The 18,113-nt window shown below is 50.4% G+C and carries 17 protein-coding genes; 5 read left to right on the top strand and 12 right to left on the bottom strand.

Translation table 11 applies throughout. The annotated features are described in order from the left end of the window. Positions 1–17 precede the first annotated feature (17 nt). From gmhA to ACSSVF_RS13965, 4 genes are read left to right on the top strand one after another with little or no spacing between them, the layout of a single operon-like run. On the top strand, positions 18–578 hold the full coding sequence (gene gmhA, locus ACSSVF_RS13950) for a D-sedoheptulose 7-phosphate isomerase (RefSeq protein WP_492404252.1): 561 nt from the start codon (positions 18–20) through the stop codon (positions 576–578). Next, on the top strand, positions 578–2,050 hold the full coding sequence (gene rfaE1 / locus ACSSVF_RS13955) for a D-glycero-beta-D-manno-heptose-7-phosphate kinase (protein ID WP_492404253.1): 1,473 nt from the start codon (positions 578–580) through the stop codon (positions 2,048–2,050). Before gmhA ends, rfaE1 begins: the two co-directional genes overlap by 1 nt. Then, complete coding sequence (gene waaF / locus ACSSVF_RS13960) at positions 2,047–3,072, top strand: lipopolysaccharide heptosyltransferase II (RefSeq protein ID WP_492404254.1); 1,026 nt, start codon at positions 2,047–2,049, stop codon at positions 3,070–3,072. Before rfaE1 ends, waaF begins: the two co-directional genes overlap by 4 nt. Further along, complete coding sequence (locus tag ACSSVF_RS13965) at positions 3,069–3,791, top strand: BUD32 family EKC/KEOPS complex subunit (protein WP_492404256.1); 723 nt, start codon at positions 3,069–3,071, stop codon at positions 3,789–3,791. Before waaF ends, ACSSVF_RS13965 begins: the two co-directional genes overlap by 4 nt. Here ACSSVF_RS13965 and ACSSVF_RS13970 read toward each other — a convergent pair. The 10 genes from ACSSVF_RS13970 to ACSSVF_RS14015 all read right to left on the bottom strand — a co-directional run bounded on the left by ACSSVF_RS13970 (position 3,788) and on the right by ACSSVF_RS14015 (position 15,733). Continuing rightward, entirely contained in the window at positions 3,788–5,311 is a 1,524-nt protein-coding gene (locus tag ACSSVF_RS13970) for a hypothetical protein (protein ID WP_492404258.1), read from the bottom strand. The genes ACSSVF_RS13965 and ACSSVF_RS13970 overlap by 4 nt on opposite strands. After that, a complete protein-coding gene (locus ACSSVF_RS13975) occupies positions 5,304–5,900 on the bottom strand; it encodes a methyltransferase domain-containing protein (RefSeq protein WP_492404260.1) in 597 nt (198 codons plus the stop codon). The genes ACSSVF_RS13970 and ACSSVF_RS13975 overlap by 8 nt, the downstream gene beginning before the upstream one ends. 4 nt (positions 5,901–5,904) lie before the next feature. Next, entirely contained in the window at positions 5,905–6,951 is a 1,047-nt protein-coding gene (locus ACSSVF_RS13980) for a glycosyltransferase family protein (RefSeq protein WP_492404262.1), read from the bottom strand. Beyond that, a complete protein-coding gene (locus ACSSVF_RS13985; RefSeq protein WP_492404264.1) occupies positions 6,948–8,024 on the bottom strand; it encodes a glycosyltransferase WbsX family protein in 1,077 nt (358 codons plus the stop codon). The genes ACSSVF_RS13980 and ACSSVF_RS13985 overlap by 4 nt, the downstream gene beginning before the upstream one ends. A 9-nt stretch (positions 8,025–8,033) precedes the next feature. Continuing rightward, the gene (locus ACSSVF_RS13990; RefSeq protein WP_492404266.1) at positions 8,034–8,852 is read right to left on the bottom strand and encodes a glycosyltransferase family 2 protein; all 819 of its coding nucleotides are present in this window, start codon (positions 8,850–8,852) and stop codon (positions 8,034–8,036) included. A gap of 54 nt (positions 8,853–8,906) precedes the next feature. Beyond that, complete coding sequence (locus ACSSVF_RS13995; protein ID WP_492404267.1) at positions 8,907–9,584, bottom strand: HAD family hydrolase; 678 nt, start codon at positions 9,582–9,584, stop codon at positions 8,907–8,909. A 112-nt stretch (positions 9,585–9,696) separates the two neighbouring features. After that, entirely contained in the window at positions 9,697–10,326 is a 630-nt protein-coding gene (gene eda, locus ACSSVF_RS14000) for a bifunctional 4-hydroxy-2-oxoglutarate aldolase/2-dehydro-3-deoxy-phosphogluconate aldolase (RefSeq protein WP_379035619.1), read from the bottom strand. A 155-nt stretch (positions 10,327–10,481) separates the two neighbouring features. Next, the gene (gene edd, locus ACSSVF_RS14005; RefSeq protein ID WP_492404268.1) at positions 10,482–12,296 is read right to left on the bottom strand and encodes a phosphogluconate dehydratase; all 1,815 of its coding nucleotides are present in this window, start codon (positions 12,294–12,296) and stop codon (positions 10,482–10,484) included. A 219-nt stretch (positions 12,297–12,515) separates the two neighbouring features. After that, positions 12,516–14,234 (bottom strand): carbamoyltransferase family protein, encoded by a 1,719-nt coding sequence (locus ACSSVF_RS14010; protein WP_492404270.1) that lies wholly within the window; start codon positions 14,232–14,234, stop codon positions 12,516–12,518. Positions 14,235–14,254: 20 nt separating this feature from the next. Then, a complete protein-coding gene (locus tag ACSSVF_RS14015; protein WP_492404272.1) occupies positions 14,255–15,733 on the bottom strand; it encodes a lipopolysaccharide kinase InaA family protein in 1,479 nt (492 codons plus the stop codon). 158 nt (positions 15,734–15,891) lie between these two features. On the opposite strand from ACSSVF_RS14015, the gene ACSSVF_RS14020 reads away from it, so the two are divergent. Further along, the gene (locus ACSSVF_RS14020; protein WP_492404274.1) at positions 15,892–16,776 is read left to right on the top strand and encodes a lysophospholipid acyltransferase family protein; all 885 of its coding nucleotides are present in this window, start codon (positions 15,892–15,894) and stop codon (positions 16,774–16,776) included. Between the two features lie 40 nt (positions 16,777–16,816). Here ACSSVF_RS14020 and ACSSVF_RS14025 read toward each other — a convergent pair whose 3' ends face one another. Then, positions 16,817–17,527: a type 1 glutamine amidotransferase gene (locus ACSSVF_RS14025; protein WP_492404276.1), complete on the bottom strand. Its 711-nt coding sequence runs from the start codon at positions 17,525–17,527 to the stop codon at positions 16,817–16,819. A 45-nt stretch (positions 17,528–17,572) separates the two neighbouring features. Continuing rightward, the gene (locus ACSSVF_RS14030) at positions 17,573–18,103 is read right to left on the bottom strand and encodes an rRNA large subunit pseudouridine synthase E (RefSeq protein ID WP_492404277.1); all 531 of its coding nucleotides are present in this window, start codon (positions 18,101–18,103) and stop codon (positions 17,573–17,575) included. Between the last annotated feature and the right edge of the window lie 10 nt (positions 18,104–18,113).

The following is an 18,113-nucleotide window of genomic DNA, read 5'->3' on the forward strand; positions in this document are numbered from 1 at the left end:
GATTTAAAGGCGACATCATGAGCTATGTTGAATACCTGGAAGGCGAGCATGCGGCGCATATGGCCATGTTTGAGGCCTTGAAAACCACATTCCCGCTCATCAGTGAAGTCGGCATTGTCATCCGCAACTGTATCCAGCAAGGTGGCAAAATTTTGTTGTGCGGCAATGGCGGCAGTGCGGCAGATAGCCAGCACATTGCGGCTGAAATCGTTGGCCGCTTCAAGAAAGAGCGCAAAGGCCTGCCATCGATCGCACTCACCACCGACACTTCCATACTCACTTCTGTCGGCAACGATTATGGCTACGATTATATTTTTGCGCGGCAGGTAGAAGCCTTATGCCGCCCGGAAGATATCCTGATCGGCCTCACCACCAGCGGCAACAGCGCCAATGTGGTCAGGGCGATAGAGGCTGCGAACGAGATTGGCGCGACGACCATAGGTCTGACCGGTGGTAGTGGCGGTAAGTTAAATGATCTGTGCAAATACAATATCGTCGTGCCCTCGAATGTGACTGCCCGTATCCAGGAAGCCCACATTTTCATTGGCCACAGCCTGTGTGAAATTCTGGAATCCTGATGACTGGCACGCAAACGAATACCAGCCTGGCAGCATTAGTGCAACATTTCGGTGATAAGCACCAGCATGTGCTGGTCATTGGCGATGTGATGCTGGATCGCTATCTTATAGGCGAAGTGAACCGCATCTCGCCTGAAGCGCCGGTGCCGGTGCTACTGATCAAATCCGAACAGCATTGCGCCGGTGGTGCTGCCAATGTGGCTGCCAACCTCGCCTTGCTAGGCATAGACACGCGCATGATAGGGCTGATAGGCGAAGACAATGAAGCATCATTATTATTAAACGCCATGCACAGCCATGGCATTGATACGCAAGCCATGATCAAAACGGCAACGCGCCCGACCATCGCCAAAACCCGTATTCTGGGTGGGCATCAGCAGATGATGCGGCTGGATCAGGAAATCACCAGTGAGCTGACAGCCAGCGAAGCAAGCCAGGCCATCCAGGCCATCCAGGCAGCGCTTGAGCAACAACCTGCCTTGGTGATTCTGTCAGACTATGCAAAGGGCCTGCTCACAGAGCAGATTTGCCAGCATGTGATTCATGATTGCCGCGCTAAAACAATCCCTGTCCTGGTTGACCCTAAAGGCCGTAATTACCACAAATACCGTGGTGCGACGGCGCTGACACCGAACAAGAAAGAAACCGCTGAAGCCTGTGATACCCAGGTCAACGATGCTGCGCTGATTGAAAAGGCCAGCGCATTGAAAGCCAGTATAGCGCTGGATTTCCTGGCTGTGACACGCGGTGAAGAAGGCATTAGCCTGATCACCGACCACACCGAACACCTGGGCGCGACCGCCAAACAGGTCTTTGATGTTTCAGGTGCCGGAGATACCGTGATCGCCACACTGGCGGCTGGCCTGATCCATGGCCTGTCGCCCCTGGAAAGCTTATCCCTGGCCAACATTGCCGCAGGTGTGGTGGTTGGCAAAGTCGGCACCGTACCGATTACCAAAGCCGACCTGGTCTATGCACTTGCAAGTGCACAAGGCAGCGCCCAGGCACACAAAGTCAGCGAATTGCCGGACTTGCTGCAAAAAGTATCCGCCTGGAAGCAGCAAGGGCAAAAAATCGTGTTTACCAATGGCTGCTTTGATTTGCTGCATGCAGGTCATGTCACCTATCTCGAAGGTGCTAAAAAACGTGGCGATAAATTAGTGCTGGGCCTGAATACCGATCGTTCCGTGTCTGCCCTCAAGGGCCCTACCCGTCCCGTGGTCAATGAAAATGACCGCGCACGTGTATTGGCGGCGCTGGAATCTGTGGATGCCGTGATTTTATTTGACGAAGATACACCGCTGAATTTGATCAACGCCATTCGGCCAGATGTGATCGCCAAAGGCAGTGACTACACCGCCGACCAGGTGGTCGGCGGCCAGGAAGTATTAGCCTGGGGCGGTGAGATTGCGCTGATTGACCTGGTCGAAGGCCGCAGTACGACTAACCTGATTAAAAAAATGCACGTATGAACAAGATCCTGGTGATGGGCCCATCATGGGTGGGTGACATGGTGCTGGCACAAAGCCTGTTCAAACAACTCAAGATCGACCAGCCGGATTGCCAGATTGACGTTGCAGCACCGGCCTGGACCCTGCCGCTGCTGGAAAGAATGCCGGAAGTCACGCAGGCGATTGCCCTGCCCTTCAAACATGGGAATTTAGCCATAGGCGAGCGCTACCGGTTTGGCAAGCAACTGGCAAAGCATGGCTACACACAGGCCATTTTGCTGACCAACAGCCTGAAATCCGCCATCCTGCCCTGGGCAGCCAATATCCCTGTCCGCACAGGCTTTAAAGGTGAAATGCGTTATGGCCTGGTCAACGACATGCGGCCGCTGGATAAGTCCATCCTAAAAAAAACCGTGGAACGTTTTGTAGCACTCGGCCGCGCCAAGAATGCGGTTCTCCCACATTCGCTCCCACTGCCAGTATTGGCCGCTGACCGCACCAAGATCACTGCATTGATGCAACAACATGGCATTGCGCCCTCAGCCGGCCGTGTGCTTGGCTTGTGTCCAGGCGCAGAATATGGCGAGGCTAAACGCTGGCCGGTGGAATACTATGCCGAGGTGGCCAACGCTGCGTTAAGCAAAGGCTGGCAGGTATGGCTGTTCGGTTCAGACAAAGACCGGCCAGTCACCGCACAGATCCAGCAACACACACAGCAGCGTTGCGTAGACCTGGCCGGAAAGACCAAGCTGGGTGAAGCGATCGATCTAATGTCTGCCTGCCACACCATGATCAGCAATGATTCTGGCCTGATGCACGTGGCAGCAGCGCTGGATAAGCAGCTGATTGCGATCTATGGCTCCTCTGACCCCAGCCACACGCCGCCTATGCATCCACAGGCAGTGGTTGAGTATCTGGGATTATCCTGCAGCCCGTGTTTTGAGCGCGTGTGCCCGCTTGGCCACCTCAACTGTTTAAAACATATTCCGCCAGAGCGCGTGATACAGCATCTTGCTTTAAGCACGCAAGCACCACAGGCATGACTTATCCGCTGCTGACAGCTCAACACCTGGCTGGTGCACGTATCGTTGAACGTGACCCGCGTGGCATCAAAGTATTACAATTGCCAAATGGCGACTACCTGAAAGTGTTCCGCCTGCGCCATCGCTTCAGCTGGGCACGTTTCCAGGGTTACGCGCAACGATTCGCTAAGCACGCCAGTACACTCGCTGCATTAGGGATCCCCACCCTTAAAGTGATCAATTGCTATCAAGTAAAAGATGCGCGGCTGCTGGATGATACGCTGGCGATGAACGACTCTGAAACCGCATCAGCGCCGTTAAGCCATACCTTTGTCGTGCATTACGCGCCCTTGCCAGGCAATACCCTGAAAGACCTGCTTGATCGACAGCAATTGCAAACGGCACATATCAAGCAACTGGGTACCTTTATTGCTGAGTTGCATGCCAAAGGCATTCACTTCCGCTCACTACATCTGGGCAATATCGTGCTGACACCGGAAGGCGAAATGGGATTGATTGATATTGCCGATATGAAGATTTACCCTTGGGCACTCTGGTTCGGCACACGTCTGCGCAGCTTCAGGCATTTGACACGCTATGCGAGGATGAATGTACCGTTTGGCGCGTCGAACTGGGACATGCTAGTGGATAGTTACATTGAGCATGCAGCACTTGGTCCATCCAAAGCCGATACCCTTAGAAAGAAAATGCAGCATTTCTTGCTGCATCCGCCACACTAGTGAATACGTTTAAACACAAGTAGCTGTTTTTTATGCTTGTGCCCATAGAAGGTTTTATCCAGCTGAAAATCCGTTAGTTGCTGCTGAAACACTTTTAACTTGGCTTGTTCTTCTGCTGTGTCATCAAATTTAATCACCAGATAACTGTATTGCCTGATGCGTCCATCTGTGACTAGCTGTGCCAGGTAATCCCACTCATGATCGAATCTGCCATCATAAGGTGCATCGGCATAGAAGCGCTGCTTGGCCGAGCTGTAAAAAGCCTGCTGGCCTGCTGGCAACCTGGATTTAACATAGGCAACGGCATCAATTTCATAATAAAAATCGGCACCTTTGGGTTTGATGTTGTTGATATACCCCGCAAGTACGATCAGGGCAACCAGCAGCAACAATAATTTTTTGGCATACACCATTTTGTTTTTTGGGTAATGCAATAGTTTGTGTATTGCAAAACTTGAAAACACAATCAGCACGAAGCCGAACAATGCCACATACCGCGCAGATAGCAGGTTGACCTTGAAGGTAATTAAACAGCCTATCACCCACGAGACGAACAACAAAAACAGCAGCACCTGGTATGCCACCGGCTGCATGCTTTTCTTGATGCTATGTTTTTCAGCCAGCACCAGCAATGGTGGCGCCCAGCCAGCCACGCCCAGGCACTTTAGCGTGGCGATTGAAAAGTAGGCCAGCAGGAAGGTAAACCAGGCGTACTCCTGGAATGGTTCACCAATCACTGCGTCGCGCATGATGCCGACACGATGCACGATATCCTGGGTGACATTCATCTCGATATCTTTAAACCCGGTAAAAAGTTCTTTGACGCGGCCCAGGTCTTCCAGACTCATATGCATGGCCAGTAAAACAAATGGGGCAATCAGGCCACCAACCATTAACAGGGAATACGGCGCTGCGATTCTTTTCCACCGCCCTGACACAGGCGGTGAAATCATGAATCCGGCCAGCGGTAGCACCAGCCACTGCACCGCGCCCTCTATCCTGAACAGTGTCGCCAGCAGTACAAATATCTGCCAGTAAATGGCCTGTTTCCAGCGCCCGTGCTGGTAGAACAGAATCAGCTGATTAACGGCATGTATCATCATGGCCCAATAGCCAAGGTCACGGCTGGCCATCGGTAAAATATTTCCCACGATATAACCAGAGCCCAGCAACAAAGCCACGGCATAAAACTGCGTCCAGTCATTTCCCCCGGCAATGCTGACCATGCGCATCAGCCCCCATACCAGCAGCATGAAGAAGACCACAATCAGTAAGTTTGCACAGGTTTGTAAGTCCAGGCCGCTGACTGTATGTAGGCCTGCAATCAGGGCAGGATAGAAGCCCCAGCTATAGCCTTCAAACGGATGCGGATCACCCAGGGCAAAATGGTGTGCCATTCCAAAGTAAAGAATGGAGTCATTGGTGATCCAGCCATGCTGGATGCCGATAATGCGGCAACAGGTGATAAAAGCGAGCGCGAGCGCCAGGTATAGCGGTAAATGTTTGCGGTGGTTAATCATGTTTAATCGCTTGCAGCTCCCATAACACATGGGTCTGCGGTTTTAGTTTTAGTTTTCTGAAGACAGTTTTAAGCTTGGTGGAAAAATCATCGTTGGCACGATAATGCAGCCTTGGATAGACCCACGCCACGCGTTTGGCTTTAAACAGGCCGGTAAAACCATAGTTTTTGCCATAGCAACGCCCTTCACAAAAATAGGTATGCGTTGCATCAGTGATAAAGTTTACATGCGTGGGGTCGATAAACGCTTCTTTGCTCGGATAAGCAGGCGTCAGGGCATAAAACACACCATCGTGCTTTAACACGCGCCATATCTCGTTCATTAATTCAATAAAGGGGAAACGGGTGCCGTACTCGCCACCATTGAGTATGCGTGGAATATGCTCAATAAAATCAAATGCGGAAACAGCATCAAAGCTGTTATCCGGATAAGGGATGGGATCAACAGACAGGTTGGCTGTTTTAATTTCCACATCTGGCGCTACGATAGGATGCGCTACCAGATCGATCCCACACACCACCTCATACGAAAAAGGATTCCTGGGCTTAGCGCCACAGCCTAAGTCGAGGTGATGTCTGGCTGTATGCACTTTACTACCCCTTGGTGAGTTGATTGACCAATCCGCGCAAACCAGCCAGCTCCTTGATGGGGGAGTATTTGTCTTGCAGGGTGGTGATGTTCTCTTTTATCTTATTAAAATCAAAATGCCCGCTATCGATTTCTTTGATTTTATTCAGTATCACTTCCGAAAAGCTGCGGATATCGCCACACTTCACCTCATGAAACTGCCCGTCTAACCAGTACTCCTTACCCGCTTCACCAGTATAGCCAATCACCAGATTGCCAGCCAATGCCGCTTCTATCGGTGGCAGGCCCAGGCCTTCAAGCTCGCTAAAAGATAAGAATATTTTAGATCTGGATAAGGTTTCAGCCACTGCTTGCTGATTCATGTTCTGGATGGGGAAAATCGTCCACGAGGCAGGCAGCTTTCTGGCGATATAATTCAGCACCAGCGTTGAATGTTTCTCAAGCTTGCGTGGCATATAAGTGATGATGTTCTCTTTTTGCAGCGCCGGCTTGAACAGGTTTTCTTCAACAGACAGATGCAGCCGGTAAATTTTCTGCTCAAACTCCGGGAAAAGAAATACCAGGCATGCGTAAATATCATCTGAGACGCAGGTAATCAGCTCTGCATGCTGGTAGGTCGTGTAGACAGAAGCAATATCTGCTTTACGAAAAATATCATAGCCGCCCTGTACTTGTATGATGTACCTGATGCCTTTATCACGGGAGATCTTCGCCTCGCGCGCGGCCCACATCTCATGGATCACAAACACTTCATGCTTTTTATTAAAGATAAAGTTTTTCTTGAAATCCAGGTTGGCAAAGGGCGCATCGCAGCGAAAATTCACATCCTTTGGATGAAATACCTGCGCTTTCACTGCAGCCATCTGCATATTGTTGATCAGCGAAACATGCCGGTAAATCACCTTGACGCCGCCCGACGCTTTTTCTGCATTTGGGCATAGATAAGTCAGGGTCAATGTATGCTCAGACCGTTCATCCCTGGTCTGATACCTGAATTTTCGTAATTTGAAGATCAAATTATTGACTATCTTCGGCAGAGAGAAGCGCATCATTTTTTAATCTTTTGGGTAAATAGCAAAAATTGATTCAATAAAGCATCATGCCACACATGGTCAGGTTCTATCACATTTCCTTCTGCCCACTCGTTCCATGATTTGATCACAATCACCTGGGTTGGTAAATGCTGCTGGCGCTGACTCAATTGCAGATAAATCTTTTGCAGATGCAAGGCAAAAGATTGCGGGTCAAACCCGCTCAAAATGGTACCGCGCCTGAGATGTCGCGGGGTGGTATCCCAACCGGTGAATACGATAGGGATCTGGTGCGGGTCTTCAGATAACGGATCGTTATCTATCACCAGCCCTTGATAGCGATAGACAAATGGCCCCAGTTGCTTGAAGTGGAAGGTCCTGGCCAGTTTTTCACGGATATAAGACCACCAGTTATCCCGTTTGCGCCACTTAAAAATACTGCCGGACTTATTATAGCCATCAAAATATTTCTTCCACGGCTGATGCGGCTCGGTATTATCTGCCAGCCAGTAAATGCCAGCGAAGCCATATTGCAACGCACATTGGTTAAAAGTCTCTATGAACACCTCAAGATCTGGAATATCCCTGGGGCTGAAAATTGAAAATACCGGTTTGCCATCTACCTTGATGTAATTGCCGGACTGAAAATGCGGCAACAACTGCTCAAAGTAAGCGGTGTAATCTTCAGCACCCAGATATTGCTGTAACTGCAGCGTGATATTTTCGCGTTTGTTATACCAGGTGTGGTTAGCCCAGCAGAAGGCATATTTGAAATCCAGCTGCTGATCCAGCACCAGTTGCATGGGCTTTTCGAGTAACTTTTTACCCTGGCCAAACCAGTAATCAAATACCAGGAAACCATCAATACCATGCGCCTGGGCCACTGATTGCTGCCACTCAAATACGGCTGGATTCAATAGGTTGTAATCACCAAAAGGTGTGTCTGGCTTATGAATCTGCTGCCAGTCAAAATACGTTTTTGCCGTATTGAGCTGCTGCCACTCGGTAAAGCCTGCCCCCCACCAGCGATTGTTTTCTTCGATCTCGTGGAATTGCGGCAAATAATAAGCCAGGCTGAGCAGACGATTCGTCATGATGTTTTTTTACCGATCCAGGCGGCTGTCTGCAAGAATGGCTTCACCGTCTATGCCACGCAATTTGGCATTGATGCGTTTCGCGCCTTCACGCATGTTTTTTTCGCTAGTGCCCAGTTGCGGGTTGAATATCAGCGTGGCATGGTTGAGATGGTCTACATACTGACCCAATTGCACAGAGTCCAGAAAGCGCATCTCATAACCCGCGGCGACCATTTTCTGGTGCATGACCATACCGGCAGTTTTATTCTCATCCGAAAAACAGGTGTTCAATGCACGGATGATATCCGTACGGTACATGGCGCAGTGGCTGCGTAAATAATATTTGCTCTCATCCAGCCGGTTAGGGTTATAGCCGCGATAACCAAACCATTGGTGCAACGCCTTTTTCCAGGATTGCTCGAAGCGGATGCCCCAGCGCTGCAAGGTGGTTTTGGATTCCAGCTTCCATGAGCCAACACCGGCCAGCTTGGGATCATCCTTGAAGGGCTGCAATAACATCTGCAACCAATCCGCACGCTTCACAAAAGTATCAGTATGAATAGACAGCACATAAGGTGTGGTGACTTTGGCTAACGCCAGATCGAGCGCGCGCGAGTGCGATAGCGGCACCGTATCGTCAGGTGCAGGCTGGCGCTCAATCAAGGTCACCCAGGGTAAAGAACGCAAATACTCCAGCGACGCATCTTGGGAGTTGTTATCGATCGCAATGACTTCCACCTGGCTGAAATCAGTGTATTGACGCAGCAAGCGCATGCAGATCTTGGTGATTTCCGGCGTTTTATAGTTAGGCACCAGAATGGTGACTTGTTTGTTATCTGTCGTCATGACCGGCATTATAAGTTAGTGTCATTGTTCACTCAAAAGGCGCAAGCGCGCTACTTAAAAGTCTGTGTAAGGCTGTAATTCCAGATGATGGCTCACTGTCACCTGGTGTTGTTTGCAGTAGCTTTGCCAATCCGGCATATCTGTCCAGTCGGAGACAAACACAAAGTCCAGGCCAGCGCCGGTAGAGGCCTGGTGGTCAAAGCGGCTGTCGCCGATAAACAATGCAGGGAACTGTATCGTGTCATCTGCAATCATCTTTGCCAGATGTTCATTCTTTTTGGTTGGTCCGCCGTAAATCCCCAGTTCAAACAGGTGATCCAGCCCTCGGCGTGGGAAAATCTTGCGTAACTCTGCCTGGTCGCCGCCAGACATCAGCATCCATTTGGCATGCGCGGTTTTTTCTTTTAAATGCTCCAGCTCTGGTGCAACCTCGCATTGCATCAGCGTTTCATCCAGGATTTCAGTGAATGTATCCATCAGTGTTTGAAAAAATGTTTCGCTGAAAGGCTGTTTCAGGATGTCGCTGATGTAATAACGGATTTTATCATTGCGCGGAATGCTGCCCAACTTGATATGGTAATCAACAAACGCCTGTGCCTGCGCATCAGTCCCGCCGGTACGTTTGGAAGTATTGTAATAAGCATCCACCTTGGTTTGGTTGCTATTCAGCACGACGCCATCGCAATCCAGCACAATGGTTTTATATTTTTCGAGATTCAGAGACTTGGACATAAGCGGAGGGCAATAAAAAAGGCCTGTATGACTACAAGCCTTGATTATAGCGGATTTGATTTACCTTAATTGTGACGAACTTAATTATGACACGACACTTGCGCAGTCTGGATTATTTGGCCGCAACGATCGCTGAGGCTTCTTTTGCCAGCTTAGTGATATGCGCCCAGTCTTTACGCTCAACGGCGTCATTTGGCGTTAACCAGGTACCGCCACACACCACGACGTTAGGCAATGCCAGGAACTGTGGTGCACTTTCAACACTCACGCCACCGGTTGGGCAGAATTTCACATCGGCAAACGGGCCGGCAAAACCTTTCAACAGGTTGATACCACCTACAGCCACAGCCGGGAACAACTTCAGGAAGTAGTAATCATCAGCGTTCGCCATCATGATTTCAGAACCGGTAGACACGCCTGGCAACAAAGGCAGGCCGATTTTACGGGCAAACTGGCCTAACTCAGTCGTGTAACCAGGGCTCACGGCAAACTGGCAGCCGACATCTTTAGAAGCTTGCGCATCTTTCAAGTTACGCACAGTGCCTGAACCAAGGATCGCATCAGGCACGTGTTTGGCAATTTGCTCCATGGCTTGCAAGGCAACTGGTGAACGCAGAGTCACTTCCAGTACCTTCACGCCACCCGCCAGCAATGCTTCTGCCATAGGCACTGCATCTTCCACTTTATTGATAACAATTACCGGGATGACCGGGCCATGGTTCGCTAAATCTAATGTGCTCATGTGATGAATATTTACCTAATTAATAGTTGAATTCTAAAGAAATAAACTTTTGATATCTCTGTAATTAAAACTTCTAAGCAAGACTAGGCGCAGAGCGAAGACAGTACGAATAGTACGGCAAGCGACTGCAACAACGTATTGCGACGAAGTTTTAATTACAACCAAGTAATTGCGCCTTCTTCGGCAGACAGTACATTCCTGCGCATCCCGCCAAACAACTCACGGCCTAGACCATGCGCGTTATGGTGGCGTTTGGCATCGCTCAACTCTTCAGCCTCACGTTCAGCCCAAGTATCTTCATCAACCAGTACATTCAACTGGCCGACCGTACCATTCAAACGAATAATGTCACCGCTGCGGATTTTAGAAATCGGGCCGCCAGCACTGGCTTCAGGGCTTAAGTGAATCGCTGCCGGGATCTTTCCGGAAGCACCACTCATACGGCCATCAGTCACAATCGCCACGCGGAAACCTTTGTTTTGCAGCACAGCCAACGGTGGCGTTAGTTTGTGTAACTCTGGCATACCATTGGCTTTAGGGCCCTGGAAGCGCACCACGGCAATAAAGTCTTTTTCCAGCTCGCCACGGTCAAAGGCAGCTAGCAGTTCTTCCTGCGCATCAAACACAATGGCTGGCGCTTCAATGATATGTCTATCTTCAGGCACGGCAGAAATCTTGATCACACTACGGCCAAGGTTACCCTTCAGCAAGCGCAAGCCGCCGGACTCATTGAATGGATGCGCCGCGGTACGCACGATGGTTTCATCGCCACTTTCTGCCGGGTAATCTTTCCAAACCAGCTTGTCTGCCTCTTTTTCAGGCTTTTTACCGTAATCGCGCATGCCACCGCCACTGACGGTGTAGACATCAGGGTACATGTAACCGCCTTCGATCAGCTCGCGGATCACGAAACCTGGACCACCGGCTTCCTGGAATTCATTGACGTCAGCCTTACCGTTCGGGTAAACGCTGGCCAGTAATGGCGTCGCCCTGGCCAAATAATGGAAATCGGTCCAGTCGATCACGATACCCGCAGCACGTGCCACAGCTACCCAGTGAATCAGGTGGTTGGTTGAACCACCGGTGGCCAGCAAAGCCACCATGGCGTTCACAATGACGTGCTCATCGACCAGACGACCAATTGGCACAAATTTGTTTTTCTGCGTGTTCTGTATCACCATGCGCACAGCTTCACGGGTAAAGTCTTCACGCATCCCATCATGTGGATGAATAAAAGCAGCGCCAGGCACATGCAGCCCCATGGCTTCCAGCAACATTTGGTTACTGTTTGCAGTACCGTAGAAAGTACAGGTGCCAGCGCCGTGATATGCAGCAGACTCACTGGCCAACAGTTCGTCACGGTCACACAGACCCTGCGCATATTTCTCACGCACTTTGGATTTGGACGTGTTATCGATACCGGTGCTCATCGGTCCCGCGGGGACGAATACACAAGGTAAGTGTCCAAAATGCAAAGCACCGATTAACAGGCCTGGTACGATCTTGTCACACACGCCCAACAGCAATGACGCATCGAATACATCGTGAGACAAAGCGACGGCTGTACTCATGGCAATGGTATCGCGGCTGAACAAGCTCAGCTCCATGCCTGGTTCACCCTGGGTGATACCATCACACATCGCAGGCACGCCACCGGCAACTTGCACGGTTGCGCCATGTTTGCGGGCTTCATCACGAATGATATCGGGATAGTTCACATAGGGCTGATGGGCGGACAACATTTCGTTGTAAGCCGTCACGATCCCGATATGGGTGGGTTTTTCAGCGTAAATCTTGAACTTGTCGTTCTGTGGCATCGCCGCAAATGCGTGCGCCACGTTGGCACAGCCCAGACGATCCGGACCTTTTTCACGGTTCAGATAATCATCAATACGCTGCAAATACGCCTTGCGGGTCGGTCGACTGCGCTCGATGATGCGTTCTGTTACTTCAATGTGAGATTGTTTCATTGACTATCGCTCAACTGTGTTTTAACTACCTGAACTATCCTGATGAACTGCTTTGACTTGCTTTAATCACAGTTTAGGGACTTATTGTATATGAGTCCAAACTGAACTCTATTCCCGATTATCGCTAAACTACTGGAATCAGTCAAACCTAAAAAAGGGTCAACCTCTATTTTTTTGAATGATTCCAAACACTTAAACCGGAAAAAGCGATGGATGGATTTAACTTTTCGTCACCAGCACATCTTCCAGCATCAGGTACTCTAAGTCACAGCCATAAAACATATTCAATGCATCGGTCGGGCTGCAAATCATAGGTTCGCCACGGCGGTTTAACGAGGTGTTCAACACCACCCCATTGCCACGCAGCGTTTCCAGATGCTCTATCAGCGCATAGTATCGCGGATTGGTTGCCTTGGTGACTACTTGCGCCCGTGCGGTACCATCTTCATGCACCACTTCCGGAACACGTGATTTCCAGGCGGGATTCACATCAAAGGTAAAGGTCATATAAGGCGCCGGGTGATTCGTTTGCAGAATATCCTCTGCCACGCGATCGAGCATGCTTGGGCAAAATGGCCGCCAGCGCTCGCGGTATTTGATTTGCGCATTAATGCGATCAGCCACGCCAGGAAAGCTCGGGTCACCTAGGATACTGCGACAACCCAGTGAACGCGGGCCAAACTCCATACGCCCCTGGAACCAAGCCAGCGGATTACCAGCCGCCAGTAACTCGGCTGCTTTTTGCGGGCCATTTTCAACGCGCGTGAATACGGGCTTTTCCGGATGTGCTTCACAGGCGGCAATACATTCTTCATTGCTGAATGCAGGCCCCAGGTAGGCATGTTCCATTTTATGGATGGTTTCACCCGCCAGATGGGCAGCATAGGTAGCAGCACCCAAGCTAGTGCCGTTATCACCGGCCGCCGGCTGCACAAATAACTCTTTCACATGCGGCAACGAGATGATGCGCTGGTTCAGTTTTACATTCAGGGCTACGCCGCCTGCCATCACGATCTTGCCGGTTTCGCGGATAATGTCGCCCAGATAATACTCAATCATCTGCAGCGCAAGGTCTTCCAGCAACTGCTGTACGCTCGCCGCGTAGTGGATATAGGGATCATCAATCTCATCGCCAGAGCGTTTCGGCCCTAACCATTCGATCAGTTTCGGCGTGAAGTAAAAGCCTTTACCGTTTTCTTTATAACGGCGCAAACCTACCACGTTGACATATTCAGTGTTGATCACCAGCTCGCCATTTTCAAACTTGGCTAAACGGCTTAAATCATATTTCTTGGCGTCGCCATAAGGCGCCATGCCCATGACCTTGAATTCGCCATCCAGCATTTCAAAGCCCAGGTATTCGGTAATCGCGCCATATAAACCGCCTAGCGAATCCGGGTCGTAGAATTCCTTTATTTTGTGAATCTTGCCGTTTTCGCCATAGCCAAAGAAAGTGGTGGCGTATTCGCCTTTGCCATCGATGCCGACGATGGCGGTTTTTTCTTTAAAGCCACTCAGATGATAAGCACTGGAAGCATGTGCCAAATGGTGCTCAACCGGCACGAATTTCGCCTTGCTCAAGCCTAAGTCCTGCATCAGTTTGAGGGATTTATCACGATTGCGGCGGAAACGACGGTTACCATTAAAAATGGCATCCAGTGCGCGGTCTGGCGCATACCAGTAACGTTTGGCGTAATGCCAGCGCGCAGGCGAAGCCAGGGAGATTTCACCATAGGGAAAAGCCACGATATCGACTTGCTCAGGCGTGATACCCGCTTGTTTCAAGCAGAACTTAGCCGCTTCATACGGCCAGTGATTTTTGGCGTGCTTATCGCGTATAAAACGCTCTTCTTCGGCGGCGGCAATGATTTTGCCATCGACCAGAATAGCTGCAGAAGCATCGTGCCCCAGTGCGCCGGATAACCCTAATACAATCATTCAGTGACTCTTTAGTAGATTTAAATAGAAATGCCTGCCAGTTTTAACGGTGTGTGATCTGCGTACACCGCCTGAAAACTTTGCAACAGCGCATTATACAGCGAAGTATCGTCTTTCCAATTTTGCAGCAATCGGCGGATGTCTTTCACATGCGCACGCAAAGCACGTCTGGCACAACGGTGCTGTTGCATGCTATCCAGGTCCATCACGATAATCTGACCTTGCGGACTCACCTGTAAATTACTGGCTTTCAGGTCACCGTGAGAGATTTGCAACAGGTAGAACTGGTAGCAAGTGAGCGCCAATTGCCTGAGCGCTTCTGCTCGCAAGGGATCGTTTTTAACCGTCTGAAAAAAGGTGAGTGCATCGGGCAAGGCGCTGATGGCAGACACAAAATAGGCTTCACCACGCATGCCGAAAAATCGTTTTTCCAGCATGGCCAGCGGTTGCGGCGTTAAAAAACCATAATACTGTAAACGATGCGCGTTGGACCATGAATGCGTCGCCCGGCTTGGGCGCCAGCTTCGGCTGAGGGCATGCAGCAGGTGTTTGATATTGTAGCGTTTGATGACCACGCCCTGTTGTCCCAGCCGCGCACTTGCGACGGTGCTGGTGTTGCCATCTTTGAGCACACTCCCCGCTTGCATAGCCGCTTCCAGTGTGTCAGGAGTTAAATCGGGAAAAACCACATGCGCATTGCGCGCCAATACAAATCCAGAGCTTTGCTGCCACACGACATCTGTACAATTACGGAAGATTTTGCGTTCAACATATTCGCGTACTGCCCTGGCTTTATCACGTGAGGCCCAGTCCAATATCTGCTTGGCATTGATCGCGCCTGACCATAACCGCACTTGCAGATAAGCACTTAACAAAGACGCAGCCCATGCCTGCTGGTCAAGCACTGCAAGTTTTCCGATCAACGCAGCAAGCTGCTGATAAGCAGCGCGTTCAGATAATGTTTTCTTGCGTATGCCATCACCATCAATCGACCATACCTGGTCATGGGCGAGCATAAAGTTTTTCAGATGCAAATCAGTCTGCACCAAACCTGCCGCATGTTGCTGAGCCAGTACACGAACGACTTTTTCAATCAGCGCCAACCTTTGCCCAACATCGCTGTGTGCATAGACCTGGTGCACGTTCTCCGCCTGGGGGATAGCGGCATAAATCAACACCTGAGCCGGCCCATTTTGCGCATGGCCCTGCCATAACAAGGCAGGTGTCAGCAGTGCAGCTTCCATCAGCCACAAAGCTCCTTGCGCATCGCGTTTGGCATATTTATCTGCCTGCGGGCCAGTAAAAACTTTGGCGAATACCGGCTGGCCTTGCCACTGCGCGCTGAATACCCAACGGCGTCCCGGCAGCATGCGATGTACCTGCAATTGCGTTAAGGCACTGCCATCTGACAGCAAAACTGCACCCTCAGTGACCATAGGGCATGCGGAAGGCGGTATATCAGTCGTTAAAGGATAAGGGCTTGTTTGCAGGTCAGGCATGCAGAGTGTCATTTCAGAATGATGGCCTATTTTACTGCAAACCACGCCTGATGCATGCCGCAATAGCAACACATAAAAACTTGGCCGCCAGTTGCAGCTTGCCCACCAGAGTTTGTTAAGATAGTCACATCCTCAATTTTGCCTGTGATTGATCACTCATGCTGTTTTACTTTTGCAAATGCATTGCCTGCCTGCCCCTGCGCTGGGTGCATAAACTGGGGGCTGGCGTAGGCACGTTGTCATATTGGCTGGATGGCAAAAGTAACTGGATTGCGCTGGCTAACATTCTGCAAAGCGGCCTGGCTGAAAATCACGACCAGGCCAAGCAATTAATGAACCGTAGCCGCATCGAAGCTGGCAAGGCCTTACTGGAAACTTTTTTCATCTGGGGGCAACCCGCTGAACAACTGCTACCGCTCATTCATGAGGTGCACGGCTGGGAGGCCGTGACGCAAGCACAGCAGGAGGGCAAAGGCCTGATTTTCCTGACGCCTCATCTGGGCTGTTTTGAAATCACCTCTATTTACTATGGCGCACACCACCCGATTACGGTGTTGTACCGTCCGCCAAAAATGCAAGCGCTGAGCAACCTAGTGGTGAATGGACGACAAAAGGGCCAAGTGACGATGGCGCCAGCCAATGCCAGCGGTGTCAGGAAACTATTGCAGGCGCTCAAAGCCGGGCAGGCGGTAGGCATATTGCCAGACCAGATCCCCCGCAGCGGTGAAGGCGAATGGGCAGATTTTTTTGGCAAACCGGCGTATACCATGGGGCTGGCCAGTAAACTGGCCAGCAAGTCTAACGCAGTAGTGGTCATGGCATTTGGTGAACGATTAGCAGATGGTAAAGGCTTTAATATTCACCTGGCCCGCGTCGGCGATATTCATACGCCTGCCCTGCTTAACCAGGCGATTGAACGGCAGATTGCACAATGCCCGACACAATACTTATGGCAGTACAACAGATTCAAACAGCGCCGCTATGCCATGCACAAGCTTGAAAAGCAATCTTCTACCACGCAAGCAGATACGCCAAGCGAATAACTGCTGGTTGAAAAATATGTGTCGCTAGTATTGCAGGATATTAACTGTGTACTAAACCCTGAATCCAGCGGCTGTACACTTTATCGGCAACGGTATGCAAGCGATCACAACCCGCTTCGACTTCTGCCAGCATGGATTCGGCAGATTGCACGGCCGGGCTAGACGAGGACTCTGCGATATCCGCTTTCCATTTATCAGTCCACATCCTGACCATTTCCGGCATCATTTCAATATGGCACTGAAAACCGATATGTTTGCCAAAGGCATAGGCCTGATTTTCGCAATATGGGCTAGCCAGTACACGAGTCGCGCCCTCTGGAACGGTAAAGGTTTCACCATGCCAGTGAAAGCTGTTAAAGCCAGACAAATCGCCGAACCAGTCTTGCGCTAACTGACTATTCAACACCGACACTTCCCCCCAGCCGATTTCCTTGACCGGGTTTTTAGTAATCGTACCGCCAAGTGCCTTGCTGATCAGCTGACCACCCAGGCAATGCCCTAGCAAAGGGATATCTTTGGCTACAGACTCGCGGATCAAATCCAGCAAAGGCGGAATCCATGGCAAGTCATCATTGACACTCATAGGCCCGCCCATCAGCACAATGCCGCTGTACGCTTCGACTGAGGCAGGGACTGCTTCGCCTTTATCAATACGCACTTCGCACCATGGAATGGCATGTTGCGCTAAAAAAGTGCCTAAATAACCTGCACCTTCGCAGCAGGCGTGCCTGAAAACAACCACCGGTTTCATACTGACCCTTTTCGCTTCCTTTGCTTGTTACTATATTTGCTTAAATTAAACTGCTTTATATTTACCAAGCAAGATTCCGTCCAGATTGTATGGGCCGATGGCATAGCGCACCAGTCGCAAGGTCGGAAAGCCCACATGAGCCGTCATTCTGCGTACCTGGCGGTTCTTGCCTTCGCTTATTTTCAGCTCTAGCCAGGTGGTGGGGATAGCTTTGCGTTCACGGATGGGTGGCTCCCGCTGCCACAAATGGGCAGGTTCGGTGATGATTTTGACCTGCGCGGGCTGCGTCACAAAGTCACCTAAATCAACACCTTGCTGCAATGGCATCAAATCTGCTTGTGTAGGAGCACCTTCAACCTGAACCCAGTAGGTTTTGATTTCTTTGTGCTTGGGATGGCTTAAACGATGTTGCAAAGCACCGTCATCGGTTAAAATGAGCAATCCTTCAGAATCGGTATCCAGCCGCCCGGCCGCATATACGTTGGGAATCGGAATATAGTCTTTGAGCGTCGCATGTTTCTCGTGAGGAGTGAACTGGCAGACGACGTTAAAAGGTTTGTTAAACAGTAACAACATGGAAAGCGCT

The sequence above is a fragment of the Methylophilus sp. E2MeOHC9 genome (assembly GCF_058744375.1).

Excerpts from the sequence above, each read along its gene's own strand:
- ACSSVF_RS13965 (WP_492404256.1), top strand. The coding sequence starts at position 3,069 with ATGACTTATCCGCTGCTGACAGCTCAACACCTGGCTGGTGCACGTATC.
- ACSSVF_RS13970 (WP_492404258.1), bottom strand. The coding sequence starts at position 5,311 with ATGATTAACCACCGCAAACATTTACCGCTATACCTGGCGCTCGCGCTC.
- eda (WP_379035619.1), bottom strand. The coding sequence starts at position 10,326 with ATGAGCACATTAGATTTAGCGAACCATGGCCCGGTCATCCCGGTAATT.
- edd (WP_492404268.1), bottom strand. The coding sequence starts at position 12,296 with ATGAAACAATCTCACATTGAAGTAACAGAACGCATCATCGAGCGCAGT.
- ACSSVF_RS14030 (WP_492404277.1), bottom strand. The coding sequence starts at position 18,103 with ATGTTGTTACTGTTTAACAAACCTTTTAACGTCGTCTGCCAGTTCACT.
- ACSSVF_RS13980 (WP_492404262.1), bottom strand. The coding sequence starts at position 6,951 with ATGATGCGCTTCTCTCTGCCGAAGATAGTCAATAATTTGATCTTCAAA.
- ACSSVF_RS13990 (WP_492404266.1), bottom strand. The coding sequence starts at position 8,852 with ATGACGACAGATAACAAACAAGTCACCATTCTGGTGCCTAACTATAAA.
- ACSSVF_RS13985 (WP_492404264.1), bottom strand. The coding sequence starts at position 8,024 with ATGACGAATCGTCTGCTCAGCCTGGCTTATTATTTGCCGCAATTCCAC.
- waaF (WP_492404254.1), top strand. The coding sequence starts at position 2,047 with ATGAACAAGATCCTGGTGATGGGCCCATCATGGGTGGGTGACATGGTG.
- ACSSVF_RS13995 (WP_492404267.1), bottom strand. The coding sequence starts at position 9,584 with ATGTCCAAGTCTCTGAATCTCGAAAAATATAAAACCATTGTGCTGGAT.
- ACSSVF_RS14010 (WP_492404270.1), bottom strand. The coding sequence starts at position 14,234 with ATGATTGTATTAGGGTTATCCGGCGCACTGGGGCACGATGCTTCTGCA.
- ACSSVF_RS14015 (WP_492404272.1), bottom strand. The coding sequence starts at position 15,733 with ATGCCTGACCTGCAAACAAGCCCTTATCCTTTAACGACTGATATACCG.
- ACSSVF_RS14020 (WP_492404274.1), top strand. The coding sequence starts at position 15,892 with ATGCTGTTTTACTTTTGCAAATGCATTGCCTGCCTGCCCCTGCGCTGG.
- ACSSVF_RS14025 (WP_492404276.1), bottom strand. The coding sequence starts at position 17,527 with ATGAAACCGGTGGTTGTTTTCAGGCACGCCTGCTGCGAAGGTGCAGGT.
- rfaE1 (WP_492404253.1), top strand. The coding sequence starts at position 578 with ATGACTGGCACGCAAACGAATACCAGCCTGGCAGCATTAGTGCAACAT.
- gmhA (WP_492404252.1), top strand. The coding sequence starts at position 18 with ATGAGCTATGTTGAATACCTGGAAGGCGAGCATGCGGCGCATATGGCC.